The sequence below is a fragment of the Bifidobacterium choloepi genome (assembly GCF_010667615.1).
GTDB lineage: Bacteria > Actinomycetota > Actinomycetes > Actinomycetales > Bifidobacteriaceae > Bifidobacterium > Bifidobacterium choloepi.
This window is the reverse complement of sequence record NZ_VYSG01000002.1, coordinates 274804-299673: the sequence shown is the minus strand read 5'-3', so window position 1 is coordinate 299673 and position 24870 is coordinate 274804. Positions and strand designations below refer to the sequence as shown.

Sequence of the window (24870 nt, the reverse complement as noted above, 5' to 3'; positions counted from 1 at the left end):
GGCCGCGCCGGCGGACTACTCCCCCAGCGAGCGCAGGAACTGGATGTGCCGGAAATCGAGGCCCTCGGCGCTGCCTTCGGTCAGGCGCACCGACGCGACGGCGAGCGTGCGGGCCGGCACGAACATGCCCCGGTCGACGGTCGCGCGGGCCGCCTGGCGCACGAGGTCGGCGATGTCGCGGCTCGGCCAGACCGGAATGTCGTGACGGGCGAGCACGTGGGCGGCGTCGCCGACCGACGTCGGCACGGCAATGCACTGCGACTTGCATCGGGCGACGAGTTCGGCCAGTTCGTCGCCGGCGCCCGGCACGGCGTGCGGCGACAGCGCCGTGCACATCACGTAGGCGGCGACGGCGACCTGGAAGTCGTCGCGCATCCACAGCGCCTGGGCGAGCCTGTAGTAGGCGAATGCCGCGTCGGAGCTGTCGAGGGCCACGCGCAGCGCGTTGAGGCAGGCGGCCTTCGCCGAGTCCCAGTCCTCGTCGCGGGCGAGCTGGCTGGCCAGCTTGAGATGCGACAGCGGGTAGGCCGGCGCGTAGGCGACGGTCGCGTTGAGGTGGTCGAGCGGCGTGCGGTCGCCGCCGACCTGCGCGAGGAGGTCGGCGAGTTCCATGTGCGCGTAGAACAGGTTGTCGGGAATCAGCACCGTCTTCTCGCCGGGCGTGGCGAACATGCGGTTGTAGACGACACGTTCGGCGTACGAGTTGAAATAGCGCGGCACGCCGTCGACGGACGCGAAGCGCCGGTCGAGGTCGGCGACGGCGTGTTCGGCCGTGTCGAGGGCGCGGTCGAGCTGGCCGGAGAACAACAGGTCGTGGGCGCGGCGGCGTTCGTCGTCGAGCCCGGGCGCGTCGACGAACTCGAGGTCGGGCGTGTCGGTGCCGTCGATCAGCGCGGCCGTCACCGACGGCGCGAGCGCCGTCAGTTCCGGGTCGTTGATGCGCTCGACGAGCCGCATCGCGCGCTGCGCCTTCTCGACCGACGGCATCGACTCGTCGGCGGCGAGCCGGTGGAACGTGTCGGTGGCGTGGGCGAGCAGGTCGTCGCGCTGGATGGACAGGCCGAACATGTCGTCGGTGCCGAGGATCCGGGCGACGGGCCTCGGCAGCTGCCGGTCGTCGTGTTCGGGCAGCGTCTGCGCGCCGTCGGGCGCGAAGCGTCCGTCGGACAGCGCGAACCGCGGCGTCGTCGGCCTGAGGCCGTCAGCCGGGTCGATGTCCATCGTCGCGCCGAACAGCCGGTAGGTGTCGATCGGATGGGCCAGGCCGTCGGCGGCGAGCCGGCCGAGGAACTCGTCGCGCGTGAACTCGACGGTCACCATCGTCGTCATCGACGGCTGCGGCGTCAGCGGGTCGGCCGCCGGCGCGTCGTCGGCGCCGGACGGGGACGATTCATCCGCCTCGGCCGGCGTGACGGGTTCGGGCGACGCGAATGCCACCTCGTCGATGCCGGAGTCGCGCATCAGCGCCTCGAATTCGTCGTCGCGGACGCCCGTGTCGGACGCGGCGTCGTCGGCGCCGTGCCGCTCGTTGTGGCCGAACTGGGCCGACCATTGCGGGTCGCCGTGGTAGTCGCCGTCCTTCGGGTCGGCCTTGCCGCCGCCGAATTCGAAGTCGGACAGCTTGAGATGCTCGAACTGGCTGATCGCCTCGCCGATCATCGCCTTGATGGCGCTGTCCTGTTCGGCGAGCGCCTCCTCGACGCCGTACGAGTCGATCTTGAGGCAGACGTGTTCGACGTCGTCGCCGGCGCCGAACGCGAGCGCGGCGGCGACGAGTCCGACGCGCAGCGAGTAGGCCGCCGAGGCGGCGGCCTTGCGGTGGTCGTCGAGCGCCACCCATTCATGCCGGTCGGCCGAGTATTCGCTGTCGGGCATCAGCGCCGGACCGGCGCCGGTCACGGCGACGGCGACATCGCCGGCGGCGAGGTTCGACCGGAAGTCGGCGTCGAAGCGGTATGGCAGCCGGATTTCGCGCAGCATCGTGGCCAGCGTCTGCCGGTACACCCATTCTCCGGTCCGCGACATGTCCGCGCCGGCGTCCTGCCCGTCGAGTGCCGTGGCATCCGGGGAGGAGCCCGGGCGGGAGGACGCCAGTCGTCGGGCGACATCGCGGGCGAGTTCGACGAGGTTGTTGACGGCGAGGAAGCCGTCGCCGTGCTGCAGGTCGAGATAGGCATTGTCGTCGGCGGGCGTGAACGCGAGCAGGGCCGGGTTGGCGAGCAGCGCCTGGTCGATCTGCGCGGCCTCGGCGCGCGTGACGGTGTCCTCGATCGGAAGGCGGCCGGTGCGGCCGTTGAATTCGAGCCAGCTGCTGACGGCCGAGAACCGGTTGAGGTTGCCCTCGATCTTCATCAGCGGCAGGACGGCGTCGAACGGAATGCCGTTGCCTTCGACCAGGCGCAGGAAGTAGCCGCCGGAGTAGGCCGACGTGAACAGGCGCGCCGGTTCGCGGCCGTGGACGGCCTCGAGTCCGGTCACGCGGTCGAGGGCTCCGGCTTCCTTCATCAGGTCGGCGAAGTGTTCCTCGAGGCCGGAGGCGCGCAGCCCGTGGGCACTGGCCGTCAGCGTGTCGCCGATGGCGCGCCGGATGGCGCCGAGCGGCGCCTCGCGGTTGAGCCGGCGGAAGATGTTGCCGGAGCCGAAGCCGGTGAGCAGGCCGCGCACGCGCGGCACGAGGTAGGTGGCGAAGAAGGCGGTGGCGATCGCGTCGCGGAATTCGAGGTCGGTGCGCATCGTCCGCGGCAGCGCGAGCCGCATCTGCTCGAGCGTGTAGCGGTTGCCGGTCTTGAGCCAGGACGCCAGCCAGAGCATCTGGCCGTCGTCGCCGCGGCCGACGATGTTGCCCTGGACGACGTCGAGCACCGTCCCGTCGGCATGGTCGTGGCCGAACCGCGGGCCGTCGGGCAGCCTCGCGTCGCCTTCCTTCGTGAACGCGAATTGCGGTTCGCGGTCGTGGGTGTCCATCGTCGGTTCGAAACCGGAGAAGACGCGGCCGCGGTCGTCGGCGTAGGCGACGGGCACGAAGTGGCCGGCGTCGGGGAACAGGCCGAGCGAGAAGCCGCGGCCCTGCGTGGCCGGCAGCTGGGCCCAGCCGAGGCGGATGCCGTCGGGCACGAGCGGCATCGGGTCGAGGACATGGCGGCGCACGGTGGCGCCGAGCGCAATGCGCCGGTCGGCGCCGATCAGCGCCAGGATCGCGTCGCTCGCCTCCCGTGCGGCGTCGCCGCCGTGGACGTCTCCGGGACGGGTGGCCTTGGCACGGGCAGTCCCGGAGCGGACGTCGCTTTCCGCCGCGCTTCCCCGCGCGGCCTTGCGCGTGCCGCCGCCGCGTGCGCCGGCGGCACCGGAAGCGGACGGGGACATGCCGGACCGTCCGCCCCGCGCGGCGGTGTCGGCATGCGGCCGGCGCAGCCTGGCCGTCGCATGCGACGCCGACTGCCTGGCGGCCTCGACGGCGCCGCCGGCGACCTGGCGGGCCGTCTCGGCCGCCGCGCCGGCGCGGTGCAGCACCGAGGCGATCGTGCGATGCGGACGCTTGCCGCCCCGCCGCTGCTGGTCCTGCTGGTCACTGCCGTGGTCCATGTCCCGTGCCTCCAATCGTTCCATTTCAATCTACTCCGGCGCCGCCGGACCGGGGACGCCCGTCCATGCCCATGGTCCTTCAACATGGCCTCACGTTAGAATGGCGTCCGTGGTCCTTCATCGACATCAGTCTTTCCCGTTCCGCGACGGTACCGCCGGCGACAGCACTGCCAGCGTCAACACCGCCGGCACCCGCGATTATTCCGGCGCGGCCGGCGCGCGCACGGCCCGTCTTGCCCGCGCGCTGCCGACACTGGCCGGAGCGGCGGTCGCGGCGCTGCTGATCGCGCTCGTCGAGATCGTCGGCTTCAACCTGCCGTACTGGACGTCGATCGCCGCGAGCACCGACTCGGCGTCGGCCAACAACGCGCTCGGCTCCGGCCTCGAACGGCTGCCGAACGGCATGGTCAAGGTGACCGATCCGACGCAGGCGTACTTCACCGTCGTCGCCGACGGCTCGAGCGACTACTACCATGCGATCGGCTCGAGTCCGCGGGCCATGCAGGATGTCGCCGACCTCGACACCGACAGCGGCACCGAGACGCTCGTCAAGACCGTCTACCTGCGCGCCGTCGTCGACGAGGCGGCCACGGCGGCTTCCGGCGGACAGGATTCGACCGGCCGGGATTCCGCCGACCAGTCGACGACGGCGACGGCGTCGGTATGTCCGTACTCGGCGATGTCGATGTATTTCAAGGCGCCGTCGAGCGGCACCGTGCGCGTCTGGGTCGAGGAGCCGGCCGGATCGATCGTGCCGATCTCGAACATCCGCGCGAACGTGCGCGTGCCGTTCAACTTCAACTGGGCGCGCGTCGCCGTCATGGCCTTCGTCGTCCTGCTCGTCTGGCTCTGGCGCCCGGGATCGCGGCTGTGGCGCATGCGCCTGGACACGTCGAGCGTCCGCCAGCGCTGCTGGCTCGCCGGCATTCTCGGCGTCGCCGGCGCCGTCTCGCTCGCCGTCGTCGTCCAGCAGATCGCGACGTCGTTTCCGCTCGCGTTCCATCTCGACGGCGGCTACACCTACGACTTCGACCAGTACGGCCACGTCGCCGACGCGTTGCTGCACGGCCATGTCTGGCTCGACTTGCCGGTGCCCGACCAGCTGGCGGCGCTCGCCAACCCGTACGACGTGACGGCCCGCGAGGCGCTCAAGGCGCAGGGCGTCACGCCGATCTACTGGGACTACGCGTTCCACGACGGCCACTGGTATTCGTATTTCGGCGTGCTGCCGGCGCTGCTGCTGTTCCTGCCGTTCCAGGCCGTCACGTCGCTGTTCGGCCTGGGCACGGACGGCGCCGGCATGATGCTGCCGGCCTCCTGCGCCGAACTGCTGCTGATGTTCGGCTTCCTCGTCTTCGCCACGCTGCTCGTCGTGCGGCTGCTGCGCCGCTGCTGCCCGCGGATCTCGCTGGCCGCGACGTCGATGACGTGCGCGCTGTTCCTGTTCGGCTCGAACGCCGTCTACCTGTGGTACCGCACGAATTTCTACTCGATTCCGTTCGCCGCGTCGCTGTTCCTGTGCACGATGGGCCTGTGGTTCTGGCTCGGCGCCGCCCGGCCCGCGCCGACGAGGCGACGCCGCAACGGCACCGTGCACCGGTACTGGAGCGTCCCCGGCTCCGACGCGCCGGCGCTGTCGCTCGCCCGCGTGGGCGCCGGCGCGCTGTGCATCGCCGCGACGGTGGGTTGCCGGCCGACGTTCGCGCTGACGGCCATCCTCGCGTTCCCGGTGTTCTGGCCGCAGATCAGGGCGATGTGGCGGCTGGCGACCGGCGTTCGCCGCCGCGCCGTGGCGGCCGGATCGTCCGCGAACCGGCACGATCCGGCCGGACGGACGGGCGAATCGTCGACGGCAAGGACCGTCGCCGCGACGATCGCGAAGCCGCTCGTCGCCGTCCTGCTGCCGGCCGTCGCCCTCCTCGCCGTCGTCTGCTGGTACAACATCGCGCGATTCGGCTCGCCGTTCGACTTCGGCAACGACTACCAGATCACCGTCACCGACATGACCGTCTTCTCGACGCCGCTGAAGAACATGGCCGGCACGCTGTTCTACTACCTGCTGCTGCCGCTTAGGTTCACCTCGCGATTCCCGTTCCTCGAGATCTCGCCGACGCCGCTGCCCGAATGGTCGTTCACCGAGCCGTCCGTCGGCGGCCTGCTGCTGCTCGCGCCGGCCGTCGTCTTCGCGCTCGCCGCGCCGTTCGTCCGGAAACGGTTCGCCCGCACGGGCTGCTGGGGACTGATGGTCTGGTCGCTCGCGCTCGGCGTCGTCCTGCTGCTGTTCGACGCGCGCGTCGGCGGCTTCGGCTGGCGCTACATGTGCGATTTCGGCTGGCTGTTCATGATCGCCGCCGTGCCGGTCATCGGCTGGCTACTCGGCACCGACCATGCCGCCGTCTCCCCTGCCGGCACGCTGGCCGGCGACGATTCCCGCGACCGAGCCGGCGCCGTGGCCGCGCGCCGACGCTGGCTGACGTGGCTGTGCCGGGCGTTGCTGCTGGCGCTGACACTGTTCTCGCTGGCCATCGCCGTGCTGTCGCTGTTCACGATCGGCCGCGACGACAGCATGGTCAACAACAATCCCGGCCTGTACGCCGGGGTGGCGAGCTGGTTCACGCTGCTCTAGGCGACATCGCGATCGGCTGTCTACAATGAGGCCATGAGCTTTTCGTGGTTTGGCAGGCATCTCAACACCGTCGACTCGGCGAACTTCCATCTCGACGACGTCTCGTACGCCTACGAGGACGGCCGCGTCGGCATGGTCGGCGTCAGCGTCGACCTGTTCGCGCAGGACGGCCACACCGCCGTCATCGGCCTCAACGGCGCCGGCAAGTCGACGCTGCTCAAGGTGCTGACCGGACGGTTCGCGCCGACCGGCGGCCTGATGACGGCGACGGCGCGCGACGGCGCGGACAGCGGCGCCGAGGAGACATTCCGGTCCGACTCGAAACGCGACCGGCGGCGCATCGGCATGTTCGCCGGCTACGTCGAGCGCGAGGAAATTCCCGGCGAATTCAACACGTCGATGTCGATCCACGACGCGCTTGGCGCGCTGCTGAAAAAATACCGTCTCGGCGAAACCGAGCGGCTCGCCGTCATCGGCAACATGTTCGCCCACTTCGACCTGACCCACGTCGCCCGCACGCCGGCCCGCGAACTCGACACCGAGCAGCTGCACATGCTGGCGCTGGCGATCGCCTGCGCGCTGAACCCGGCCGTCCTCGTCGCCGACGAGCCGACTCGCGGCCTCGACGAGATCAGTACCGGCCATGTCGCCCAGGCGCTGTTCTCGTGCGAGAAGCCCGTCATCTTCGCCACGCACGACGTCGACCTGCTGACGCGGCCGGAATACCACATCGCGCGCACGCTCGTCATGGACGACGGCGACGTCAGGTTCGACGGGCTGCCCGAGGACGCGGCCGCCTTCTACGCCGACCTGATCCGCGGCAAGTACCGCGCAATGCGGCAGTAGCGCAATGCCCCGCGCCGGCCGCCTTTCCCCGCTCCCTTACTGCCCGAGTTCCGCGGCGACGGCCTCCAGCACCGTCCCGACGTTGCGGCGGAAGTCGCCGGGCTCCGGCAGCAGCGAGATCGCGAGGTAGCCGTTCGACGTCATGTCGAAGAAGTAGCCGGGCTGGCCGCTCGTGCGGAAGTCGCGGATCATGCGCAGCACGAGGTCGTTCTCGTCGATGACGGACGGGAAGCGCAGCAGCACGTTCCAGCCACCCTCGGCGCGCAGCACGTCGACGACGCCGAGGTCGTCGGCGGCGAGCATGGCGTGCAGCGTCGCGAGGTTGCCGCGCACGCGGTCCCGCACCTTCGCGGTCTGCGCGGGCGCCTCCTGCAGCATGCCGGGAATTGCCGCGGCGATCATCTCGCCCATCGGCAGGAAGTCGTCGGCGATGACGTCGAGGCGGCGCTGCGCCTCGGCGACGTCGTCGTCCGGCCCGCTTGTCTCGATCCAGCCGACCTTGGCGTGCGGCGCGGCGAGCGTCTTCGAGAAGCCGTCGAGTGCGAACGTGAGCACGCGGTCCTCGCCGGCGAACCGGCGGTTGACGACGTCGCCGGCCGTGTCCGTGAACGGTTCGAGCGCGTAGTCGAAGAAGACCTCGTCGGCGATGATCGCCAGGCCGTGGCGGCGGGCGACGTCGACGATCGCCTCGCGTTCGGCCGGCTTGGCGTACGAGCCGGTCGGATTGTTCGGGTTGATGACGACGATGGCGCGCACCGGATGGCCGTCGGTCTCGCCGGCCTCGACGAGCGCCTCGATTTCGGGGATGTCGATCGTCCACGAGCCGTCGAAGCGCAGGTTGTATTCGACCGGTTCCACGCATTCGATCCGCGCGATCGACTCGATGAGCGGATAGCCGGGCTTCGGCGCGAGAATGGCGTCGCCGGCGTCGCACAGCAGTTTCATCAGCCATGCGTAGGCTTCGGACGTCGAGCTCAGCAGGTAGAGCCGATCGGGATCGACCGGCGGGGCGAGCCGGCCGTCGCCGTTGACGTGGGCGGCCAGCGCCTCGCGGGCGGCATGCTGGCCGCGGGGCTCGGCGCCGTAGACGGCGGGCAGGCTCGCCGGCGCCAGGCCGTGGCGGGTGGGATTCGAATCGTTGAGCTTGTCAAGGACGATGCCGGCAGTCTTCATGTCGCGTTCGGCGACGGCGATCGGGTTCGGCTCGGAAATGTCCACGCGGGAGGAAAAATGCACGATGCCCACGATAATCGCCGCCGCCTACAGTCCTGCAGGACCGTCGCGGCGGCCGGACGACAACAATCGGGAAAGCCGGGAAAAATAATCGGATGTCACGAACCGGGCTACCGGTTCGTGACATCCGACATGAAAGGATCGCGGCGGCCGGACCTTGCGTCCGGGATTGCCCTGCGGCTTGGTCTGCCGCGCCTGCCGCCAGGTCCCCTGCTCAGGCCTGCTTCTGGACGCTGGCGTAGTAGGCGGCGCCGATGATGCCGGCCTCGTTGTGCAGCGTGGCCGCGACGATCGGCGTCTCGATCTCGATGTACGGGATGAACTTTTCGGAGACGCGGGACACGCCGCCGCCGACGACGAAGAGCTGCGGGTTGAACAGCATTTCCATCTGGCCGTAGTACTTGGTCAGGCGCTTCGCCCACTTCTTGTAGCCCATGTCGAGCTTCTCGCGCACCGACGAGGCGGCGTACTTCTCGGCGTCGCCCTTGCCCTTCGGCAGTTCGATGTGGCCGAGCTCGGTGTTCGGGATCAGCACGCCGTTGTAGATGAGGGCCGTGCCGATGCCGGTGCCGAGCGTCGTCGCGATGACGAGGCCGTCCTGGCCCTTGGCGGCGCCGAACTGCTGCTCGGCGAGGCCGGCGGCATCGGCGTCGTTGACGACGGTGACCGGACGGCCGCAGGCCTCCGAGAACACCTCGGTGACGTCCACGCCGATCCACGACTTGTCGAGGTTGGCCATGAAGTGCAGTTTCTCGCCCGGCTTGATCGGGGCCGGGAACGCGATGCCGACCGGCGCGTCTTCGGGCACCTCGAAATGCTCAAGCTGCTGGCGGACGATGTCGCCGACGGCCTTCGGGGTCGAGTTCGCCGGGGTGGCGATCTTCAGTCGGGGTTCGGCGAACTCGCCCTTCTCGAGATTGACAGGGGCGGCCTTGATGCCGGAGCCGCCGATATCCACGCCGAATGCCTGAGCAGTATCAATCATCGTTGACCTTTCTTTCCTTCCGTCGCTGGTCGCGAAGTCGGGCGCTGCACGACGCCCGTTTAAGAAAACGTTTGCATAACCGAGCATAGCCCACCCCCCGGGATGATTTTCCGGGGAACAACTCCCATCCTACTATAGTTTGATGACTTTACTAAGAGGTATCGCCACGAAGGAATTTATTCGCACGGACTTTTTGCAAAACCGTTGCGACCACATATGTCGCGGAACGGCGCGGCCGCCGGCGCATCCATCTTCCGGATCTCCCCCGCCGGCGCGCTGCGCGGTGCCGGCCGACGTCTCACATCGACCGGAGAGCCGCCGCTGTCCACCCTGCGGACAGCCCCGGTCCGGCCTCCGTCCGTTTATCCAGAGGTCCACGTAGGAAGGGAACTGCAAGTTTCAGGGAAGGTGCAATTCCTTACTGGCGGTAACGGCGTCCCCGGCAGACAACGGGGCAGGCGCCGCAGCCCGCGACCCGCGGCGGTCCAGTCCGTCGCGGCCGATCCGGTGCGAGACCGGAGCCAACGGTGACAGTCCGGATGGAAGAAACAAGGAGTCCCGCCATGGGCAAGCGCACGCATGACATCCGGCCGGCCGGCCGGCCATCCGGCAACGCAGCCGACCATTCCACCCATTCCACCCGTTCCACGTCGCATTCGGCGTCCCGTCCCGACAGCGCCCATTCGACCGGCGTCGGCTCCGAGGGCCGCTGGTCGACGAAACGCATCGCGATGTACGCGCTGTTCGTCGCGCTGGCGATGGCGACGAGTTTCATCGAATTCCCGATCTTCCCGGCAGCCCCGTGGCTCAAGTACGACCCGTCCGGCATCGTCTGCCTCGTCGCCGGCTTCGCGTTCGGCCCGTCGGCCGCCGCGATCGTCTCCGTCCTCGGCTTCCTGCCGCACCTGTTCATCGATCCGTGGGGCACGCTGATGGCCGTCGTCGTCGCGCTGGGCCTGTCGGTGCCGGCCGCCGCCGTCTACCGGCGCCACCGCTCGCGCGCCGGCGCCGTCGCGGCGCTTGCCGTCGGCACCGTCGTCGCGCTCGTTGCTGCAATCGTTTGCAACCTGTTCGTCACGCCGGTCTACGCCCACATGACGGTCGCGCAGGTCGCCGCGATGATCGTGCCGGTCCTGCTGCCGTTCAACCTGCTCAAGTTCGCCATTCACGACATCGTCACGTTCGTCATCTACAAGCCGATTTCCAACCTCGTCGGCGACTGAGTGGAACAATGAAAGCCGTGAACGATCCCTCCCCCACTACCGACGGCCCGGCCGGCGACGATGTCATCGCGCTCGACGACGTGCGCTTCAGCTACGACGGCGGCGCCACGTGGGCGCTCGACGGCATCACGCTGCGCGTCCGGCGCGGCGAGCGCTGCTGTCTCGTCGGCGCGAACGGCTCCGGCAAGTCGACGCTCTCGAGGCTGATGGCCGCGCTGGCGGCGCCCGATGGCGGCACCGTCCGCCTGGCCGGCCGCACCGTCTTTTCCGACGCCGACGGCGCGCGCCCCGACGCCTATCGGCAGGCGCGCCGCCTGATCGGCGCCGTCTTCCAGAATCCGGCCGACCAGATCGTCACGACGACAGTCGAGGACGACGTCGCGTTCGGCCCCGAGAACCTCGCCGTGCCGGCCGGCGAAATCGGCGAACGCATCCGGCGTTCGCTGGCCGACGTGTCGATGGGCGACGCGCGCCGCGCCGATCCGACGAACCTGTCCGGCGGCCAGCAGCAGCGCGTCGCGATCGCCGGACAGCTGGCGATGGATTCGCGCACGCTCGTCCTCGACGAGCCGACGGCGATGCTCGACCCGGACGCCCGCCTCGAGGTCCTCGCCACGCTCGACCGCCTCCAGGAACATGGCGTGACGATCGTCCTCGTCACGCATCACGACGACGAAATCAGGCCGACCGACCACGTCGTCCGTCTCGACCATGGCCACGTGGTCTTCGACGGCACCGGTGCCGATCCGTGTCCGGTCGCCGGCGCGGGCGATCCGGCCGTCAGGGCCCCCGAAGACACCGGCGCCCCGGTGACGACGCCGCTCGACGAAGGCTCGCCGTTCGACGACGCCCCGGCGCCGGCCGTCCGGTTCCGGCACGTCACGTTCGGCTATCCGGACGCCGAGATTCCGGCGATCGACGACGTGTCCGTGACGATCCGGCGCGGCGAGACGGTGGCGCTGATCGGCCACAACGGCTCGGGCAAGACGACGTTCGCGCGGCTGCTGGCCGGCCTGGAAACCCCGCAGCACGGCGAGATCGCCGTCGACGGCCTCGTCGTCGCGGCGCCGCGCAGGAGTCCGCTGGCCGCGCTGCGGCGCACCGCGTCGGCCGGACTGGCCGCGGACAACGACGAACCGTACGGCAACGACTGGCCGAAGGGCACGGCGGCGATGTCGCCGCGGGACAGCGAGGTGGCCGACGCGGCCGACCGCGAATGGCTGCGCCGCGCGCCGTCGCGCCGGGCCGGTCGGCGCGAGCGTCGCGAGCTGCACCGCAGGGTCGGCTATGTCATGCAGCATCCGGAACGCCAGCTGTTCGCCGACACTGTCGCCGACGACGTCGCGTTCGGCCCGAAGTCGTGGGGCCTGTCCGGCGACGACGTGCACGCCCGCGTCGTCGAGGCGCTGGAACTCGCCGGCATCCTCGACCTCGCCGACCGGCGCCCCGGGGAACTGTCCGGCGGCCAGCGCCGGCTGGCCGCGATCGCCGGCGTGCTCGCCTGCCGGCCGTCGGTCCTCGTCATGGACGAGCCTACGGCCGGCCTGGACGCGGCCGCGCGCCGCCGCATCCACGACGTCATCCGTCAGCTCAAGCTACAGGGCGTGACGGTGCTGCTGGTGACGCACGCGATGGACGAGGTCAGCGAGCTGGCCGACCGGATCGTGCTGTTCGGCGCGCCGCCGCGCTCGTTCGCCGTCACGCCGGACAAGCCGGCGCGCAAGACGAGGCTGCGTGGCCGGCTGCAGCAGGTCAACCGCCGCCATCTCGAGGGCGCGAATTCGCAGCGGCACTGGCAGGAACGGCGTGCGCGCGCTGCCGCGCTGGCCAACGGGCAGCCGGATCCGGCGCCGGCCGCCGTCAGGCAGGCGGCGCCGTCCTTCGACCGCGTGGCCGCGGCATCGTCGCAGGAATCGTCGACGAACGAACGGTTCTCGTGGGTCTCGTCGCTCGATCCGCGCGTCAAGGCGCTCGGGTTCCTCGTGTTGATGTTCTCGGCGTTCGCGATGTCGTCCTGGTGGGCGGTGCTCGTCGGCGCGGTCGTCGCTGTCGGTCTCGTCGCCGCGAGCCGCATCCGGCCGTCGCGCCTGCTGCGGCAGGTCCACGCCTTCCTCGCGCTGTTCCTGGTCATGGGGCTGCTCAACGTCTTCGTCGTGCGGTCGGGCACGCCGCTGTGGACAATCGGCCGGTTCGCGATCACCGACGACGGCGTCGACACGGCGCTGCTGTACATGGCGCGATTCTCGATCGTCATCGTGCTCGGTGCCGTCATGCTCGAGACGACGACGCCGACGGCGCTGACCGACGCGTTCGGCTCGCTGCTCTCGCCGCTGCGCGCGCTGCATGTCCACGCGCAGGAAATCGCGCTCGTGCTGTCGCTGGCGCTGCGGTTCCTGCCGACGCTCGGCGCCGAGGCGAAGGCGATCGTCGAGGCGCAGGGCTGCCGCGGCGGCTCGGTCGACAGCGGATCGCCGTGCCGGCGCATGCGGGCGATGTGCGCCGTCGTCGTGCCGATGTTCGCGGCGGCGCTGCGCCATGCCGACAACCTGTCGCTGGCGCTCGATGCGCGCTGCTACGAGGAAGGCCTGGACCGCACGCACTGGCGCCGGTACCATGTCGGTCCGCGCGACGTCGCATTCGCGGGAATCGTCGCCGCGCAGATCGTCGCGATCGTGCTGCTGCAGCTGTAACCGCCGTCCCTTCCGCTCGTCCGGATCATGCCGATGTCGCGGACCCGAGCTTCCGTCCCGGGTCCGCGACATCCGGAAGAAAACCCGAAAATGTGACCTGTCTCACATTTCAAGCAGTGGCGGCGCAGCCATGCCCCCTTCCGGAAGAATGGGGTCCAGCGACCGGCGGGTCGATGGCCGAGACACAATCCGTGCTGATCCGCCGCATTACGAGAGAAGGGTTCGACCCCGTCCCGTCGGCTCCGGTCCGGCGAGGGCGGGCGACCAGACGGTTACCGGACCCAGCCCGGACGCGACCACTGCCTCCCACAAGGAGCACGGTCGTTCGAGCCGAGGTTCGTAGGTGTCGTGCGACAGCGGAAGGCGACGGCGGGCCCGTCGCCTTCCGTCATGTCCGCCGGCGTTCTCACGAGGCTGATTTCCCGTTTGTGGCCGCCGGGCCTACGATGGGCACCATATCCATTCCCCATCGCAGGCAAGGAAGCGACATGCACAAGATTGCGTTGAACAATGAACTGCTGATCCCGGAAATCGGCTTCGGCGTCTTCGAGATTCCGGACGGCAAGGCGACCGAGGACGCCGTCCGCGCGGCCATCCACACCGGCTACCGGCTCATCGACACGGCCGCCGTCTACGGCAACGAGGCCGCCGTCGGCGAGGCGATCCACACGGCCGGCGTTCCGCGCGAGGAGCTGTTCATCACGACGAAGGTCTGGAACGACGACATCCGCAAGGGCACCGTCAAGCAGGCGTTCGAGGAGAGCCTGGCCAAGCTGGGACTCGACTACGTCGACCTCTATCTCATCCACTGGCCGGCCGAAGGCTGGCAGCAGGCATGGCGCGACCTGCAGGATCTCTACGCTTCGGGGCGCGCGAAGGCGATCGGTGTGTCCAACTTCGAGCGCCACCATCTCGAGGCGCTGCTGGACGCCCCGACGACCGAGGTCGTTCCGGCCGTCGACCAGGTCGAGTCGAGCCCGCAGTTCCCGAACACCGACCTCGTCGACTTCTGCAAGTCGAGGGGCATCGTCGTCGAGGCGTACAAGCCGCTCGGCGGCCACGAGGGCGTCGCGGCGCTGTCCGGCGACCGGCGCCTGCGCGACGTCGGCGAGAAGTACGGCAAGTCGCCGGCCCAGGTGGCCCTGCGCTGGCAGCTGCAGCGCGGCGTCATCCCGCTGCCGAAGTCGACGAGGGAGACGCGCATTGTCCAGAACTACCACGTCTTCGACTTCGAGCTGTCGCCGGAGGACATGGCGGTCGTCGACTCGGTCGCCGGCACCGACGGTGGCCGGCGCAACGGCAGCGATCCGGACAACTTCGACTTCTGATCCCGTCGCTTCGCTCCGGTAGGATGGTTGGCGTTCATTTCTAGAGAAAGCAGATTCATGGCACTGTCCAAGAAGCAGATCAAGCAGCTGCGCGGCATGGGCCAGCACCTCAACGTGCTGATCCAGATCGGCAAGAACGACCTGACCGACGCCGCCATCCAGCAGGCCGACGAGACGATCGAGAAGCGCGAGCTCGTCAAGGGCTCGGTGCTCGACGGTTCCGGCCTGGACGCGCGCGAAGCCGCCGAGGGCCTGGCCGAGGCGCTGAATGCCGAGATCGTCCAGGTCATCGGCAACCGCTTCGTGCTGTTCCGCCGCTCGCACCGCAAGGACATCGAGCACATCGCGCTCGTGCGCGAGTAGGCCAATACGAAGAGAAGAAAGGGCTCCCCTCGGGGAGCCCTTTCTTGCTGTCCTGCCGCTCTTGCCGCCTTACCGCCATCCCGGCTTCCAGCTCATCTGCTCGTCGTAGGCGCTCGCCCAGAACATGTATTCGTTCTCGACGCCGTGGACGAAGATGTCCTCCAGCCCGGCGAGCCTGCGCTCGTAGGCTTCCGGCGTCAGCACTCCCCCGCGCAGCCGCGCCAGTTCCCTGTCGATCAGCGAGATCAGCCACGCGCCGTTCTTCCAGAACGCCTCGTCGCGGTACATGTCGATCCAGTGGGCGTACGGATTGTCCCCGAACGTCACCGCGCCGTTCCCGGCGGACGAATCGTTCCCGAACTCCTCCGCCAGCCGCACGCCGTAGTCGGCGTAGACCCACGCGCACGGCAGCACGCCGACGAGCACGTCGAGGATGTCGCCGAACGCGGCGAGGTTGAGGATGTCGGTCGTGTAGGCGCGGGCGAACGCCGACTGGCGCGCCTCGTGCGCGATGAAGTCGTCGGTGACGCCGAAGCTGGCGAGGTACGACTTGTGCAGCGTCGACTCGACATGGAAGATGTCGTGCTGGACGGCCGTCAGGAATTCCATCGTCTCGGAGTCGTTCGTCTTCGTCATCGCGAGCGCGTGGACGCGGGCGTAGTCGTTCAGGTAGAGCGAGTCCTGCGTCAGGTAGAACGCGAACTTCTCGCGCGGCAATGTGCCGGCGCCGAGCTCACGCAGGAACGGCTGCCGGTAGCCGTCCTCCCAGACGGCGTCGGCGGCCTGCCGGAATCGCAACGCGAATTCCGGAAGCCTCGTCAGCGTGATCTCGCCGGTGAACGGGTCGGTGGTCGTGGCGAGAATCTCGTCGACGGGTCGGTTTGCTGCAGCTTCTTGCGTCATGTCAACACTTCCTACGCTGGTATTGGCCATCAGGTTCGAAGGGTCCGCCGAGGCGTTCTCAACCGTGCGCCGCCGGCCGGCGGCGCACGGTTCCCCTGTGTCTGTCAGTGTTCATGAAAGCAGGAAGCGACGACGAACCACGGCCGTCATCGGCGCTCAGTAGCCGTGGCTGTGCAGGTAGGCATCGTCAAAGCCGAAATAGTGGCCGAGTTCGTGCAGCACCGTTTTCCGGATTTGCTCCACCATGTCGGCGTGCGTGCTGCAGACGCGTTCGTGCGGACCCTTGAAGATCGTGATCCTGTCGGGCAGCACGCCGGCGTAGCCGGTCGTGCGCTGCGTGAGCGGAATGCCCTGGTACAGGCCGAGCAGTTCGCCGTTCGCGCCGATGCAGGCGTCCTGCAGTTCTTGCGGCGACGGTTCGTCGGCGACGGTGATCGCGATGTTGCTCAGCGCCTTCTTGAATCGTTCCGGCACGCCGGCGAGCGCCTCGCTCACCGTCGCCTCGAATTCCGGCTCGGTCATCTTCATGTGTTCACCCTATCGTGACTGCGCGGCGTTCGCCGGCCGCCAACACGTCCGTGTCATCCGGCAGCCGTCCATGAAAAAATCGGCGGCCTTGCGGTCGCCGATCACGATGTCGGAAGTCCGGATGCCGTCCGGTCATGCCGTCACAGGTTACGCAGCCGCGACTCGATCGAGTCGTCGTCGACCGGCACCGGGACGGGTACTTTCTCGGCGTCGTTCTCGTCGTCCCATGCCGCGCGGTCCGCGCTGAACACGAACAGTCCGGCGAACGCCAGTCCAATGATTCCAACAACCACCATCATCATGTGTCATCACCCCTTGGCCGCCCGCGGCGGCTCACCAACGTCGTAACGAATGTACAGACCCTTCGGCTCAGGTTCCCCAACCATCTTCGCTCTCGTTACGGTTTCAATATACGGGATTGTGCGACATTTCGGCGGGAATTCCTTCGTTCGAATAACGTCAGCGTTCTCACAGCCGGCTTTCAGGAACGACTGTCGTCGGCAGGCAAACGGCGGGGACTCCCGTCCGCGGAATTTTTCCGCGGACGGGAGCCCCCGCCGACTGCATTGGACCGGTTCGCGCCGGCCTACTTCGTCGCGATGCCGAGCTGGCCGTCGAGCCAGTCGCGCAGCACGACGGCACCGTTGTGCACGGTGTCCTTCGCCGCGTACAGCAGCGTCACGTTCTCGTCGCGCAGCGTCTTGCCGACCTTGTCCGCGAAGTCGTGGGCGTCGCCGCTGGCGTCGAGCTCGGCCACGTAGCGTTTCCTGAACTCGGCGAACTTGGCCGGGTCGTGGCCGAACCACTTGCGCAGTTCGGCGGTCGGCGGCACCTCGTAGTCGCTCCAGTCGGTCAGCTGCGCCTTCTCGCGGGACACGCCGCGCGGCCACAGCCGGTCGACGAGGATGCGGGCGCCGTCGTCGGCAGCCGGCTCCTCGTAAATGCGCTTGATCCGGATCGAGTGCGGATATTCGCTTTCGACGGTGCCGCCGCGGCGCTCGATCTTGTCGCCTTCGCGGAACAGCCTGCGCTCCTCGTCGGCGGTCTCGGCGGCCTTCTCCTCGGTGCGCACCGTCATGCGCGGGTTGTCGCTTGCGCCGACGACCGGCTCATCGGCAATCCGTGCGGCCTTCGCCAGGTCGTCGTTGCGTTCGTTGGTGTCCATGGAATCCCCCTGTTCATCGGTTGGTGTCGAAGCGTTGGCACGATCTGTCCGTCCGGCGTGGTTCGCGTCTTCGGAGGCGTGGCTGCCGGGAGCGTCGAGGCCGGTCGTCGTGTACCAGACCGGCAGCTGCGGGCGCATGCCCCACTGGCGGTAGAGCCAGTTGCGCACGATGACGGCCGTGTTCTTCGTCGGATGCCGCGAGATGTAGACGAGCGTGACGTTGTCGTGTTCGAGCAGTTCGCGGATCTTCCTCGCCATCTCGTGGGCTTCGGGACGGCTGTCGAGTTCGTCGACGTAGCGTTCGGCGAAGACCGGGAAGTTCGGCCGCGTGTGGCCGAGGAACGCCTTCAGTTCGGCGCTCGGGCCGAGTTCCCTGTTGGCGCGGTAGTACAGGTCGGCGGTTTCCCGGCTCAGCCCCCGTGGCCATGCCCGGTCGACGAGGATCCTGTAGCCGTCGTCCGGCGACGGATGGTCGTAGACGCGCTTGATCCTGAGTTCGTGCAGCATTCGTACCGGTCCCCCTTGCCGGCGCCGCCGGCTGCGGCGTCGTGACCCAATATCGTCGTGCCAGCGTCCGGATACAAGTCACGTTCGCCACGGAAGAACGGAAGCGGCCTCCTGTCCATGTCGCAACCCGCTGGCCGGATCGCGGGATTGCGACATGGAAGAACAGTCGCATGGCAAGACGGACAAGACGAAACAGGGCGCTCCCCCATTGCGGGAAAGCGCCCTGCCCGGTGCGGCGAAAAGGCTCAGCCCTTCTTCTTCGGCACGTAGATGACAGTGTCGATGAGCTTGCGGTAGTGGTCGATGATCGGCTTGCGGCGCGTCTTCATCGAGGCGGTCAGCATGCCGTTGGCCTCGGTGAACTCGTCGGGCAGGATCTCGAACTTGCGGATCGACTCGGCACGGGAGACGCCCTCGTTCGCCTTCTTGATAATGCGTTCGACCTCGGCATGCACGATCGGGTTCTTCGAGAGCTCCTCGAGCGATTCGGCTGGCTGGGCGCCGCGCGAGGCGAGCCATGCGTTGGCGTCGGTCATGTCGAGCGTGACGAGCGCGGCGACGAACGGCTTGCGGTCGCCGATGACGAGGCACTGGGAGACGACCGGCGACGTCATGACAGTCGCCTCGAGGGCGCCCGGCGAGACGTTCTTGCCGCCGGCCGTGATGATGAGGTCCTTCTTGCGGCCGGTGATCGTCACGAAGCCCTCGTCGTCGACGTCGCCGAGATCGCCGGTGTGGATCCAGCCGTCAACGATCTGCTGCGCCGTGATCTCGGGCTGGTTGTGGTAGCCCATGCAGACGTTCTCGCCCTTGAAGCACAGTTCGCCGTCCTCGGCCACGCCGGCGGTGACGCCGCACAGCGGCTGGCCGATCGTGCCGATGTGGTTGTTGTCCGGCAGCGAGACAGTGACCGGGCCGGACGTCTCGGTCATGCCGTAGCCCTCGAGCAGCGGCATGCCGATGCCGTTGAAGAAGTGCGCCAGCCACGAATCCATCGGCGCGCCGCCGGTGATCGCGAAGTCGGCGTTCGGGCCGAAGATCGTGCGGATCTGCTTGTAGACGAGCGAATCGTACAGCTTGTGACGCAGGTTGAGGCCGCCCGGAATCTTCTCGCCGGACTGCTCGGCCTTCGACCATTCGACGGCGGTCTCGACGGCGCGGGCGAAGATCTTGCCCTTCATGCCGCTGCCGGCGCGCTGCGAGGCGGCGTTGTAGACCTTCTCGAACACGCGCGGGACGGCGAGCAGCAGCGTCGGGCCGAACTTCTCGAAGTCCTGGACGATCGACTTCATGTTGTCGGACAGGCCGGTCGTCACGGTGCCGGCGATGCCGACGATGACCATGAAGCGCGCGAACACGTGCGACAGCGGCAGGAACAGCAGCAGGCGGCGATCCGGAATGTTGATCGCGCGCGGCATGTACTGCAGCGCGCCGAGGCATTCGGCGGCCATGTTGCGGTGCGAGAGCTCCACGCCCTTCGGCGTGCCGGTCGAGCCGGACGTGTAGATGATCGTCGCGAGCCTGTCGCCGTGAACGGCGTTCTTGCGCGCGTAGAATTCCTCGTCGGACACGTTGACGCCGTACGCGACGATCGCGTCGAGGCCCTCGGAATTGATGACGAACGATCCGCGCAGCGACGGCGTCTCGTTGTCGATCGCGTCGATCTTCTCCTGCTGCGAATCGTCCTCGGAGAACGCGAGCACGACTTCCGAATCGTTGAAGATCGAACGCATCTGCGCGGCCGAATTCGTCTCGTAGACCGGCACCGTCACGCAGCCGATGCCCATGATCGCGAGGTCGAGCGCCACCCACTCCCAGCGGGTGTGCGCGACGATCGAGATCGACTCGCCCGGGCGGGCGCCCCAGCCGATCAGGCCCTTGCCGATCGCGATGATCTTCTCGCGGAACTCGGTGGCCGAGAAGTAGCCCCACTCGCCCTGGTCGTTCTTGTAGCCGATGAGCGAGCCGTCGGGATCGCGCTCGACCCTGTCGTCGACGAAGTCGAACAGGTTGATGTCCGGATCGATCGGCTCGTGGAGCGGAGTGGTGTATTCCTTGACGATGCCGGCGTTGATCGCCTTGTCGTCGACGTTCTGGGAGGCTTCCGGCTTCGTGGTCGGAGCCTGCTGTTCTTCAGTTGCCATAGTCACTGGCTTACACGGACGACGTGACTTTTCTACGGTTCCGTAACCTTGGTGTTTCGTAGCCGGGAGAATAGTTTCACGGCGCAACGATTCCCTGTCGCGGCCGGCGGCGCGCCCCCGTTCGGCACACGGTCTGCACAACCGTTCCGCTCACTGGCCATCGATCTCGGCGAGCCGCTTGAGCAGCCGCAGCAGCGTGCCGGTCTCGAGCGCCTCGGCGAGCGACCCCTCGTTCGTCTGTTCCTTGTGCACGAGCATCGCGACGAGCGCCTCGACGAGATCGCCGTCGAGGTCGTCGATCTTCAGGATGTCGAGCCGCACGTTGCGGTCGAGGCCGTACGAGGCGAGGACCTTGCGGTAGCCGGAACTGCGGTTGACGACGGCCTCGATGAACGAGAGCATGACCTTCGAGTAGACGCAGAAGCCGACCTTGTGCTTGCCGGCCGGATCCATCGCCATGAACTCGATGTGGTAGAGCGGCTCGGCGGCGTGCTCGATCGGCTCGATGAAGCTGGTGTAGAGCCGGTAGCGCCGTTCGTGGCCGGCGACGCCGTGGATCAGCGACAGCGCGTCGGCATAGTGACGGTAGCGTTCGGACTTCTTGCCGGCCTTTCCGGCGTCCCTGAAGCCCGGATGGCCGGCGACCGGCGTGGCCGGACCGACGGTCGTGAACGATTCGTCCGGCATCGAGACGCGGAACTGGAAGCGACGCCCGATCTCGAAGATCGCGGCCGCCATGTGCCGGCACAGGTGCCGGTGCTGCCCCTCGTCGCACGAGCAGGTGATGCGCGCGACGGCGTTGTGGCGGATCAGGATGTCGACCTGGGCATCGTAGGCCATCGACGGGTCGGAGACGAGCGCATGCCAGATGCCGTAGACGGTCTCGTCGACCTGGAGCACGCGGCCGGCGTTGAACAGGTCGTTGCCGGCCTGCAGCGTGTCGGCGGCCATCCACTGGGCGACGTCCGGCAGCATGCGGCCGACCCGCAGCGACGAGGCGAGCAGGCGCAGGCGGGCGCGGTTGCCGATCGCCAGCAGCCGGCGCCGGTCGTTCGGCACGACAATGTCCTCGCGCGCGTCGTTGACCTCGTTCATGTCGGACGCGTACTTGGCGAGCGGGTCGTGGTTGAGCCGGTTGAACTGCTCGATCCTCGGGTTCGGCGGTTCGGTGCCGGCCACGCGGTGCCACGAGGCGACCGGACGCAGCACCTTCGTGTTTTCGTAGAGCACGACGAAGTTGCGGCCGATCGACGCGCTCCACCATTCGTCGAGCGTCACGTTCGTCGGGTCGAGGATCGCGTCCTTGACGACCTTCCAGCTCGGCAGGTCGGCGACCGACGTGTGGTAGAGGTCGGCGAGGTTGGCGCGCAGGCCGTCGGAGAACATGATGCCGCCGGTCACGCCGGAGCTCATCAGCGCGCGGAAACTGCGGTACGTCGTCGGCACCGACGCGAGGTCGCACTGTTCGTAGACGGTGCCGGGACCGTAGGTGACGAGCGGATCGTCACCGCGCTCGTGGCCGTCGAGCGGCGGATACTCGCAGAACGTCAGCGCCCCGCACGATTCGCACTGTTCGAGCACGCGGCCGCCGGACAGGTGGACGCCGCTGTCGAACGGCAGGTCGTAGTTGTAGTGGGCCAGCGAGGAGGCGGGAATGAACGTGAAGCGATGCGGACCAGTCACGGCCAGTCCCTTGAGCGGCTTGCCGCATATGCAGGTGTCACGAACCATCCGGCCCCTCCTTTCGTGTCCGCGCACGGCCACCCCTTATGGCCGCGGAAGGCGTTCCGTCCCGTTCTCCGATGAACGTGGCGGCATGGCGCACGGCCGTCCGGTGAATCCGCTGCCGGATTCTCCCCCGGGCGAAGCGGCGACCGTGTCCCGAACCGCTGGTTTCCCCACCGGCCACCGAGCTGTGCAAACACCAAGAATATAACACCGCGCGCGGCGATGCACAAAAGCATGACCGCCATGCAACCGTCGCCGTCGGCGCCGCGGCGCCGTGTCCGGCAATGGCTCCGGCGCCGCGACGCCCCCGTGTCGTCCGCCATGTTCCGCCGGCGCGCCGTTGCGCCGTCGGCATGACCGGCGACGGGAACGGACGGCGCCGGTCTCCCCCGACAAATTCCCTTGTGCTGACCGCGTGAGACGGCCGCGCGGTGGTGAATCGTCACATACGATGAAGGCATGAGTGAACAAGTTGCTTACAGGACGTTGCAGCGCGACGACTATCCGACGCTGACGACGCTGATCCAGAATGCCTGGCACGCCAACGAGGACTGCTCCGACGAGCAGGCCCACCGCATTGCCGAGGCCGATCTCGAATACTGCCTGGCCCGCACGACGACGGCCCGCGTGGCGACGATCCACGACAGCGTCATCGGCGTCATCCTCGGCCGCATCGATTCGCGCGAGACGCGCAGGGGCAGCTACAACAAGCACCACCGCCATGTCGGCACGCTGCTGTTTCCGCTGCATTTCTCGAAGACCGGCCGCAAGCTCGTCGACCGCCTGAAGGCCGAGCACGAGGCCGACCGCCGCATGCTCGAGAAGGCGAAGCGCGAGGGCGCCGCCTACGACGCGGAAATCGTGCTGTTCATCGTCGACCCGGCCTACCGCGGCCAGGGCATCGGCGGCCAGCTGTTCGACTGGATGCTCGGCGAGTTCAAGGCCGCCGGCGTCAAGAACTACTTCCTGATGACGGACACGACGAGCGACTTCGCGTTCTACGACCATCAGGGCATGAACCTGGCCCAGCAGGGCACGCTCGCCTACGGCGCCGCCGACGACGACGAGATGAATGCGCAGCCGGACCCGGGGTCCTCCGCGGCTCCGGCGCCGCAGCTGGCCGCCGAGAACCTCGATCTCGACCAGCACCTGCGCGTGCTGATGTACGACGACGAGACCGACTTCTCGAACGAGGGCGTCAATCCGCTCGGCCGCGGCTGACTGTCCGAACGGCAATGGAAAAATCCCCGCCCGGCGGCGGGGATTTTTTCATTGCCGCGATGCGCGCAGGCGGAACGCGGCGACCAGGCAGCCGATGGCGATGACGAAGATGACGACCATCGCGACGAAGATCCAGGTGCCGCCGTTGGTCGTCGCGGCGACGTAGGAGGCCGAGCCGATTTCGCCGTGGCCGGCCTGGCACACCGACAGGATCGTCGAGAACAGCGTCATGCCGGCTGCGCCGCCGAACTGCAGGACGGTGTTGAACACGGCGTTGCCGTCGGGGACGAACGGTCCCGGAATGCCGGAGATGCCGCTCGTCATGATGTTCGAGACACCGAGCGCGTAGCCGACACCGAAGACGAAGTAGAAGCCGGCGAGCGTGCCGGGCGTGAGCATCCGCGAGAAGGACAGCAGGAGCAGCAGGCCGACGAAGGCGAAGCCCATCGCCCCGAGGATCGGGCGCACCGGACCGAACCGGTCGAGCAGCATGCCGCCAATCGGCGCGAACAGCGCGCCGACGAGCGCGCCGGGCAGCACGAGCAGGCCGGCCATCAGCGCGTCGGTGCCGAGCGAGAGCTGGGCGAGGTTCGTGATGACGTAGCCGAAGCCGATGCCGAGCATCGGCAGCAGCGTGTAGGCGACGACGTGGAGCAGCTCGACCCTGTCGCGCAGCCAGCCCAGGCGGATGAGCGGCGAGAACGACCGCAGCGAGCTCCACGCGAAGAACGCGAGCGCGCCCAATCCGACGGCCAGGGCGACGATGGCGACGGCGAGCGCGCCGCCAAAGGACTGGCCGGCCACGCCGTCGGAGATGGCGACGCCGAGCTGGTTGACGCCGAGGATGAGGCCGACGAGCGCGAGGACGATGGCGGCGAACTGGACGACGTTGAGCTTGGCGTGTTCGGTCGGCGCGGCCTGGCGGATGCACTTGAGGCCGACCGGCAGCGACAGCAGCAGCACGATCGGGATGACGATGACGAAGATCGCGCGCCACGGCAGGATGGCCGAGACGGCGCCGCCGACGGTCGGGCCGATGGCCGGAGCGACGGTGATGACGAGCGATCCGACGCCCATGAGCCGGCCGACCTTCGAGCGCGGCGACTGCTCGAGGATGATGTTCATCATCAGCGGCGTGGCGATGCCGGAGCCGACGCCCTGCACGACGCGGGCGACGAGCACCATCCAGAACGTCGGCGCGACGATCATGATCAGCGAGCCGACGACGGCGAGCGCGACGGCGACGACGAACAGCGACTTGAGCGTGAAGCGGCGCTTGAGGAACGACGACAGCGGCATCGTCGCGCCGACGACGAGCAGGTAGATCGTCGTCAGCCACTGGACGGTCGCCGTCGAGACACCGAACTCCTCCATGAGCTCGGGGAATAGCACCGTCATGACAGTCTCGGTCAGGATGCCGATGAACGCGAGCGAGCCGACGGCGACGATCGAGCCGACCAGGCTTCGCGGAATGCGTTCGTCAGCCGTCTTCGCGGGGCGGCGCAGGTCGCCCTCGTCGGCCATCATCTCGTCGAGCTCGCGTTCCCCGACGGTTTCGCCGCGCTGTTCGCCGTGTTTGTTCATGGATTCACTCTCTTGTCCGTTGTCTGGTCTGGGCAGGTTGGCACGCGCGGATCGTGCGACAGGACTGCAGGACTGTCTGTACCGTTTTCGTGAGAAATATACGGCCGGCGTACCGGTCATCCTTCACTCCGGCTCAGGCATACGAACAGAAGGAACTTCTGACTGAGGGGCTACGAATCAAACCACGATGCAGCGTACAAAATAGCTCCCGACA

Annotated in this window: 17 protein-coding genes, 1 pseudogene and 2 riboswitches; of the genes and pseudogenes, 7 read left to right on the top strand and 11 right to left on the bottom strand. The window is 68.2% G+C overall.

Features of this window, described 5'->3' with window-relative positions; genetic code table 11:
• Positions 1 to 15 precede the first annotated feature (15 nt).
• Positions 16 to 3582 carry a tetratricopeptide repeat protein gene (locus tag F6S87_RS06345; protein WP_163227806.1) on the bottom strand — a complete coding sequence of 1189 codons (3567 nt, stop codon included), beginning with the start codon at positions 3580 to 3582 and terminating at the stop codon, positions 16 to 18.
• 109 nt (positions 3583 to 3691) lie between these two features.
• Here F6S87_RS06345 and F6S87_RS06340 point away from each other — a divergent pair, with 109 nt between their 5' ends.
• The gene (locus F6S87_RS06340) at positions 3692 to 6208 is read left to right on the top strand and encodes a hypothetical protein (RefSeq protein ID WP_331270767.1); all 2517 of its coding nucleotides are present in this window, start codon (positions 3692 to 3694) and stop codon (positions 6206 to 6208) included.
• Between the two features lie 33 nt (positions 6209 to 6241).
• Positions 6242 to 7054, top strand: coding sequence for an ATP-binding cassette domain-containing protein (locus tag F6S87_RS06335; protein WP_163227805.1), 813 nt, complete (start codon positions 6242 to 6244; stop codon positions 7052 to 7054).
• A 36-nt stretch (positions 7055 to 7090) separates the two neighbouring features.
• Here the strand turns inward: F6S87_RS06335 and F6S87_RS06330 are convergent, their stop codons facing one another.
• Together F6S87_RS06330 and ppgK are read right to left on the bottom strand one after the other, a co-directional pair.
• On the bottom strand, positions 7091 to 8290 hold the full coding sequence (locus F6S87_RS06330) for a pyridoxal phosphate-dependent aminotransferase (RefSeq protein ID WP_331270766.1): 1200 nt from the start codon (positions 8288 to 8290) through the stop codon (positions 7091 to 7093).
• A 211-nt stretch (positions 8291 to 8501) separates the two neighbouring features.
• Entirely contained in the window at positions 8502 to 9272 is a 771-nt protein-coding gene (gene ppgK / locus F6S87_RS06325; RefSeq protein ID WP_163227804.1) for a polyphosphate--glucose phosphotransferase, read from the bottom strand.
• 391 nt (positions 9273 to 9663) lie between these two features.
• A riboswitch (FMN riboswitch) is annotated at positions 9664 to 9827 on the top strand.
• Positions 9828 to 9835: 8 nt separating this feature from the next.
• Here ppgK and F6S87_RS06320 point away from each other — a divergent pair.
• The 4 genes from F6S87_RS06320 to F6S87_RS06305 all read left to right on the top strand — a co-directional run bounded on the left by F6S87_RS06320 (position 9836) and on the right by F6S87_RS06305 (position 14876).
• Entirely contained in the window at positions 9836 to 10495 is a 660-nt protein-coding gene (locus tag F6S87_RS06320) for an ECF transporter S component (protein WP_231129407.1), read from the top strand.
• A gap of 17 nt (positions 10496 to 10512) precedes the next feature.
• Positions 10513 to 13185 (top strand): energy-coupling factor transporter ATPase, encoded by a 2673-nt coding sequence (locus tag F6S87_RS06315; protein WP_331270765.1) that lies wholly within the window; start codon positions 10513 to 10515, stop codon positions 13183 to 13185.
• Between the two features lie 488 nt (positions 13186 to 13673).
• Complete coding sequence (locus F6S87_RS06310) at positions 13674 to 14513, top strand: aldo/keto reductase (protein WP_163227801.1); 840 nt, start codon at positions 13674 to 13676, stop codon at positions 14511 to 14513.
• Positions 14514 to 14570: 57 nt separating this feature from the next.
• Positions 14571 to 14876, top strand: a complete 306-nt coding sequence (locus tag F6S87_RS06305) for a YhbY family RNA-binding protein (protein ID WP_163227800.1) — start codon at positions 14571 to 14573, stop codon at positions 14874 to 14876.
• Positions 14877 to 14945: 69 nt separating this feature from the next.
• Here the strand turns inward: F6S87_RS06305 and F6S87_RS06300 are convergent, their stop codons facing one another.
• From F6S87_RS06300 to F6S87_RS06275, 7 genes and pseudogenes are all read right to left on the bottom strand, one after another.
• Entirely contained in the window at positions 14946 to 15779 is an 834-nt protein-coding gene (locus F6S87_RS06300) for a thiaminase II/PqqC family protein (RefSeq protein ID WP_163227799.1), read from the bottom strand.
• Positions 15771 to 15886: riboswitch (TPP riboswitch) on the bottom strand. It overlaps the preceding gene by 9 nt.
• Before the next feature lie 49 nt (positions 15887 to 15935).
• Positions 15936 to 16307, bottom strand: a complete 372-nt coding sequence (locus F6S87_RS06295) for a metallopeptidase family protein (protein WP_163227798.1) — start codon at positions 16305 to 16307, stop codon at positions 15936 to 15938.
• 140 nt (positions 16308 to 16447) lie between these two features.
• Entirely contained in the window at positions 16448 to 16603 is a 156-nt protein-coding gene (locus F6S87_RS06290) for a hypothetical protein (RefSeq protein ID WP_163227797.1), read from the bottom strand.
• A gap of 290 nt (positions 16604 to 16893) precedes the next feature.
• On the bottom strand, positions 16894 to 17265 hold the full coding sequence (locus F6S87_RS08770) for a DUF488 domain-containing protein (RefSeq protein WP_331270772.1): 372 nt from the start codon (positions 17263 to 17265) through the stop codon (positions 16894 to 16896).
• 360 nt (positions 17266 to 17625) lie between these two features.
• Positions 17626 to 17979 (bottom strand): annotated as a pseudogene (locus F6S87_RS08765) (DUF488 domain-containing protein); the annotation flags it as partial.
• A 245-nt stretch (positions 17980 to 18224) separates the two neighbouring features.
• The gene (locus tag F6S87_RS06280) at positions 18225 to 20123 is read right to left on the bottom strand and encodes an AMP-dependent synthetase/ligase (protein WP_163227795.1); all 1899 of its coding nucleotides are present in this window, start codon (positions 20121 to 20123) and stop codon (positions 18225 to 18227) included.
• 150 nt (positions 20124 to 20273) lie between these two features.
• Positions 20274 to 21854: a DUF6508 domain-containing protein gene (locus F6S87_RS06275; protein WP_163227794.1), complete on the bottom strand. Its 1581-nt coding sequence runs from the start codon at positions 21852 to 21854 to the stop codon at positions 20274 to 20276.
• 456 nt (positions 21855 to 22310) lie between these two features.
• Between F6S87_RS06275 and F6S87_RS06270 the strand changes: the two genes are divergently transcribed.
• Positions 22311 to 23072 carry a GNAT family N-acetyltransferase gene (locus F6S87_RS06270; RefSeq protein WP_163227793.1) on the top strand — a complete coding sequence of 254 codons (762 nt, stop codon included), beginning with the start codon at positions 22311 to 22313 and terminating at the stop codon, positions 23070 to 23072.
• Positions 23073 to 23120: 48 nt separating this feature from the next.
• Here the strand turns inward: F6S87_RS06270 and F6S87_RS06265 are convergent, their stop codons facing one another.
• Positions 23121 to 24599 (bottom strand): MFS transporter, encoded by a 1479-nt coding sequence (locus tag F6S87_RS06265; protein WP_231129422.1) that lies wholly within the window; start codon positions 24597 to 24599, stop codon positions 23121 to 23123.
• Between the last annotated feature and the right edge of the window lie 271 nt (positions 24600 to 24870).

What these genes read in the sequence shown, in the direction of transcription:
- F6S87_RS06345 (WP_163227806.1), bottom strand. Translation starts at nt 3,582, where the DNA reads ATGGACCACGGCAGTGACCAGCAGGACCAGCAGCGGCGGGGCGGCAAG.
- F6S87_RS06335 (WP_163227805.1), top strand. Translation starts at nt 6,242, where the DNA reads ATGAGCTTTTCGTGGTTTGGCAGGCATCTCAACACCGTCGACTCGGCG.
- ppgK (WP_163227804.1), bottom strand. Translation starts at nt 9,272, where the DNA reads ATGATTGATACTGCTCAGGCATTCGGCGTGGATATCGGCGGCTCCGGC.
- F6S87_RS06320 (WP_231129407.1), top strand. Translation starts at nt 9,836, where the DNA reads ATGGGCAAGCGCACGCATGACATCCGGCCGGCCGGCCGGCCATCCGGC.
- F6S87_RS06310 (WP_163227801.1), top strand. Translation starts at nt 13,674, where the DNA reads ATGCACAAGATTGCGTTGAACAATGAACTGCTGATCCCGGAAATCGGC.
- F6S87_RS06305 (WP_163227800.1), top strand. Translation starts at nt 14,571, where the DNA reads ATGGCACTGTCCAAGAAGCAGATCAAGCAGCTGCGCGGCATGGGCCAG.
- F6S87_RS06300 (WP_163227799.1), bottom strand. Translation starts at nt 15,779, where the DNA reads ATGACGCAAGAAGCTGCAGCAAACCGACCCGTCGACGAGATTCTCGCC.
- F6S87_RS06295 (WP_163227798.1), bottom strand. Translation starts at nt 16,307, where the DNA reads ATGAAGATGACCGAGCCGGAATTCGAGGCGACGGTGAGCGAGGCGCTC.
- F6S87_RS06290 (WP_163227797.1), bottom strand. Translation starts at nt 16,603, where the DNA reads ATGGTGGTTGTTGGAATCATTGGACTGGCGTTCGCCGGACTGTTCGTG.
- F6S87_RS06280 (WP_163227795.1), bottom strand. Translation starts at nt 20,123, where the DNA reads ATGGCAACTGAAGAACAGCAGGCTCCGACCACGAAGCCGGAAGCCTCC.
- F6S87_RS06275 (WP_163227794.1), bottom strand. Translation starts at nt 21,854, where the DNA reads ATGGTTCGTGACACCTGCATATGCGGCAAGCCGCTCAAGGGACTGGCC.
- F6S87_RS06270 (WP_163227793.1), top strand. Translation starts at nt 22,311, where the DNA reads ATGAGTGAACAAGTTGCTTACAGGACGTTGCAGCGCGACGACTATCCG.
- F6S87_RS06265 (WP_231129422.1), bottom strand. Translation starts at nt 24,599, where the DNA reads ATGATGGCCGACGAGGGCGACCTGCGCCGCCCCGCGAAGACGGCTGAC.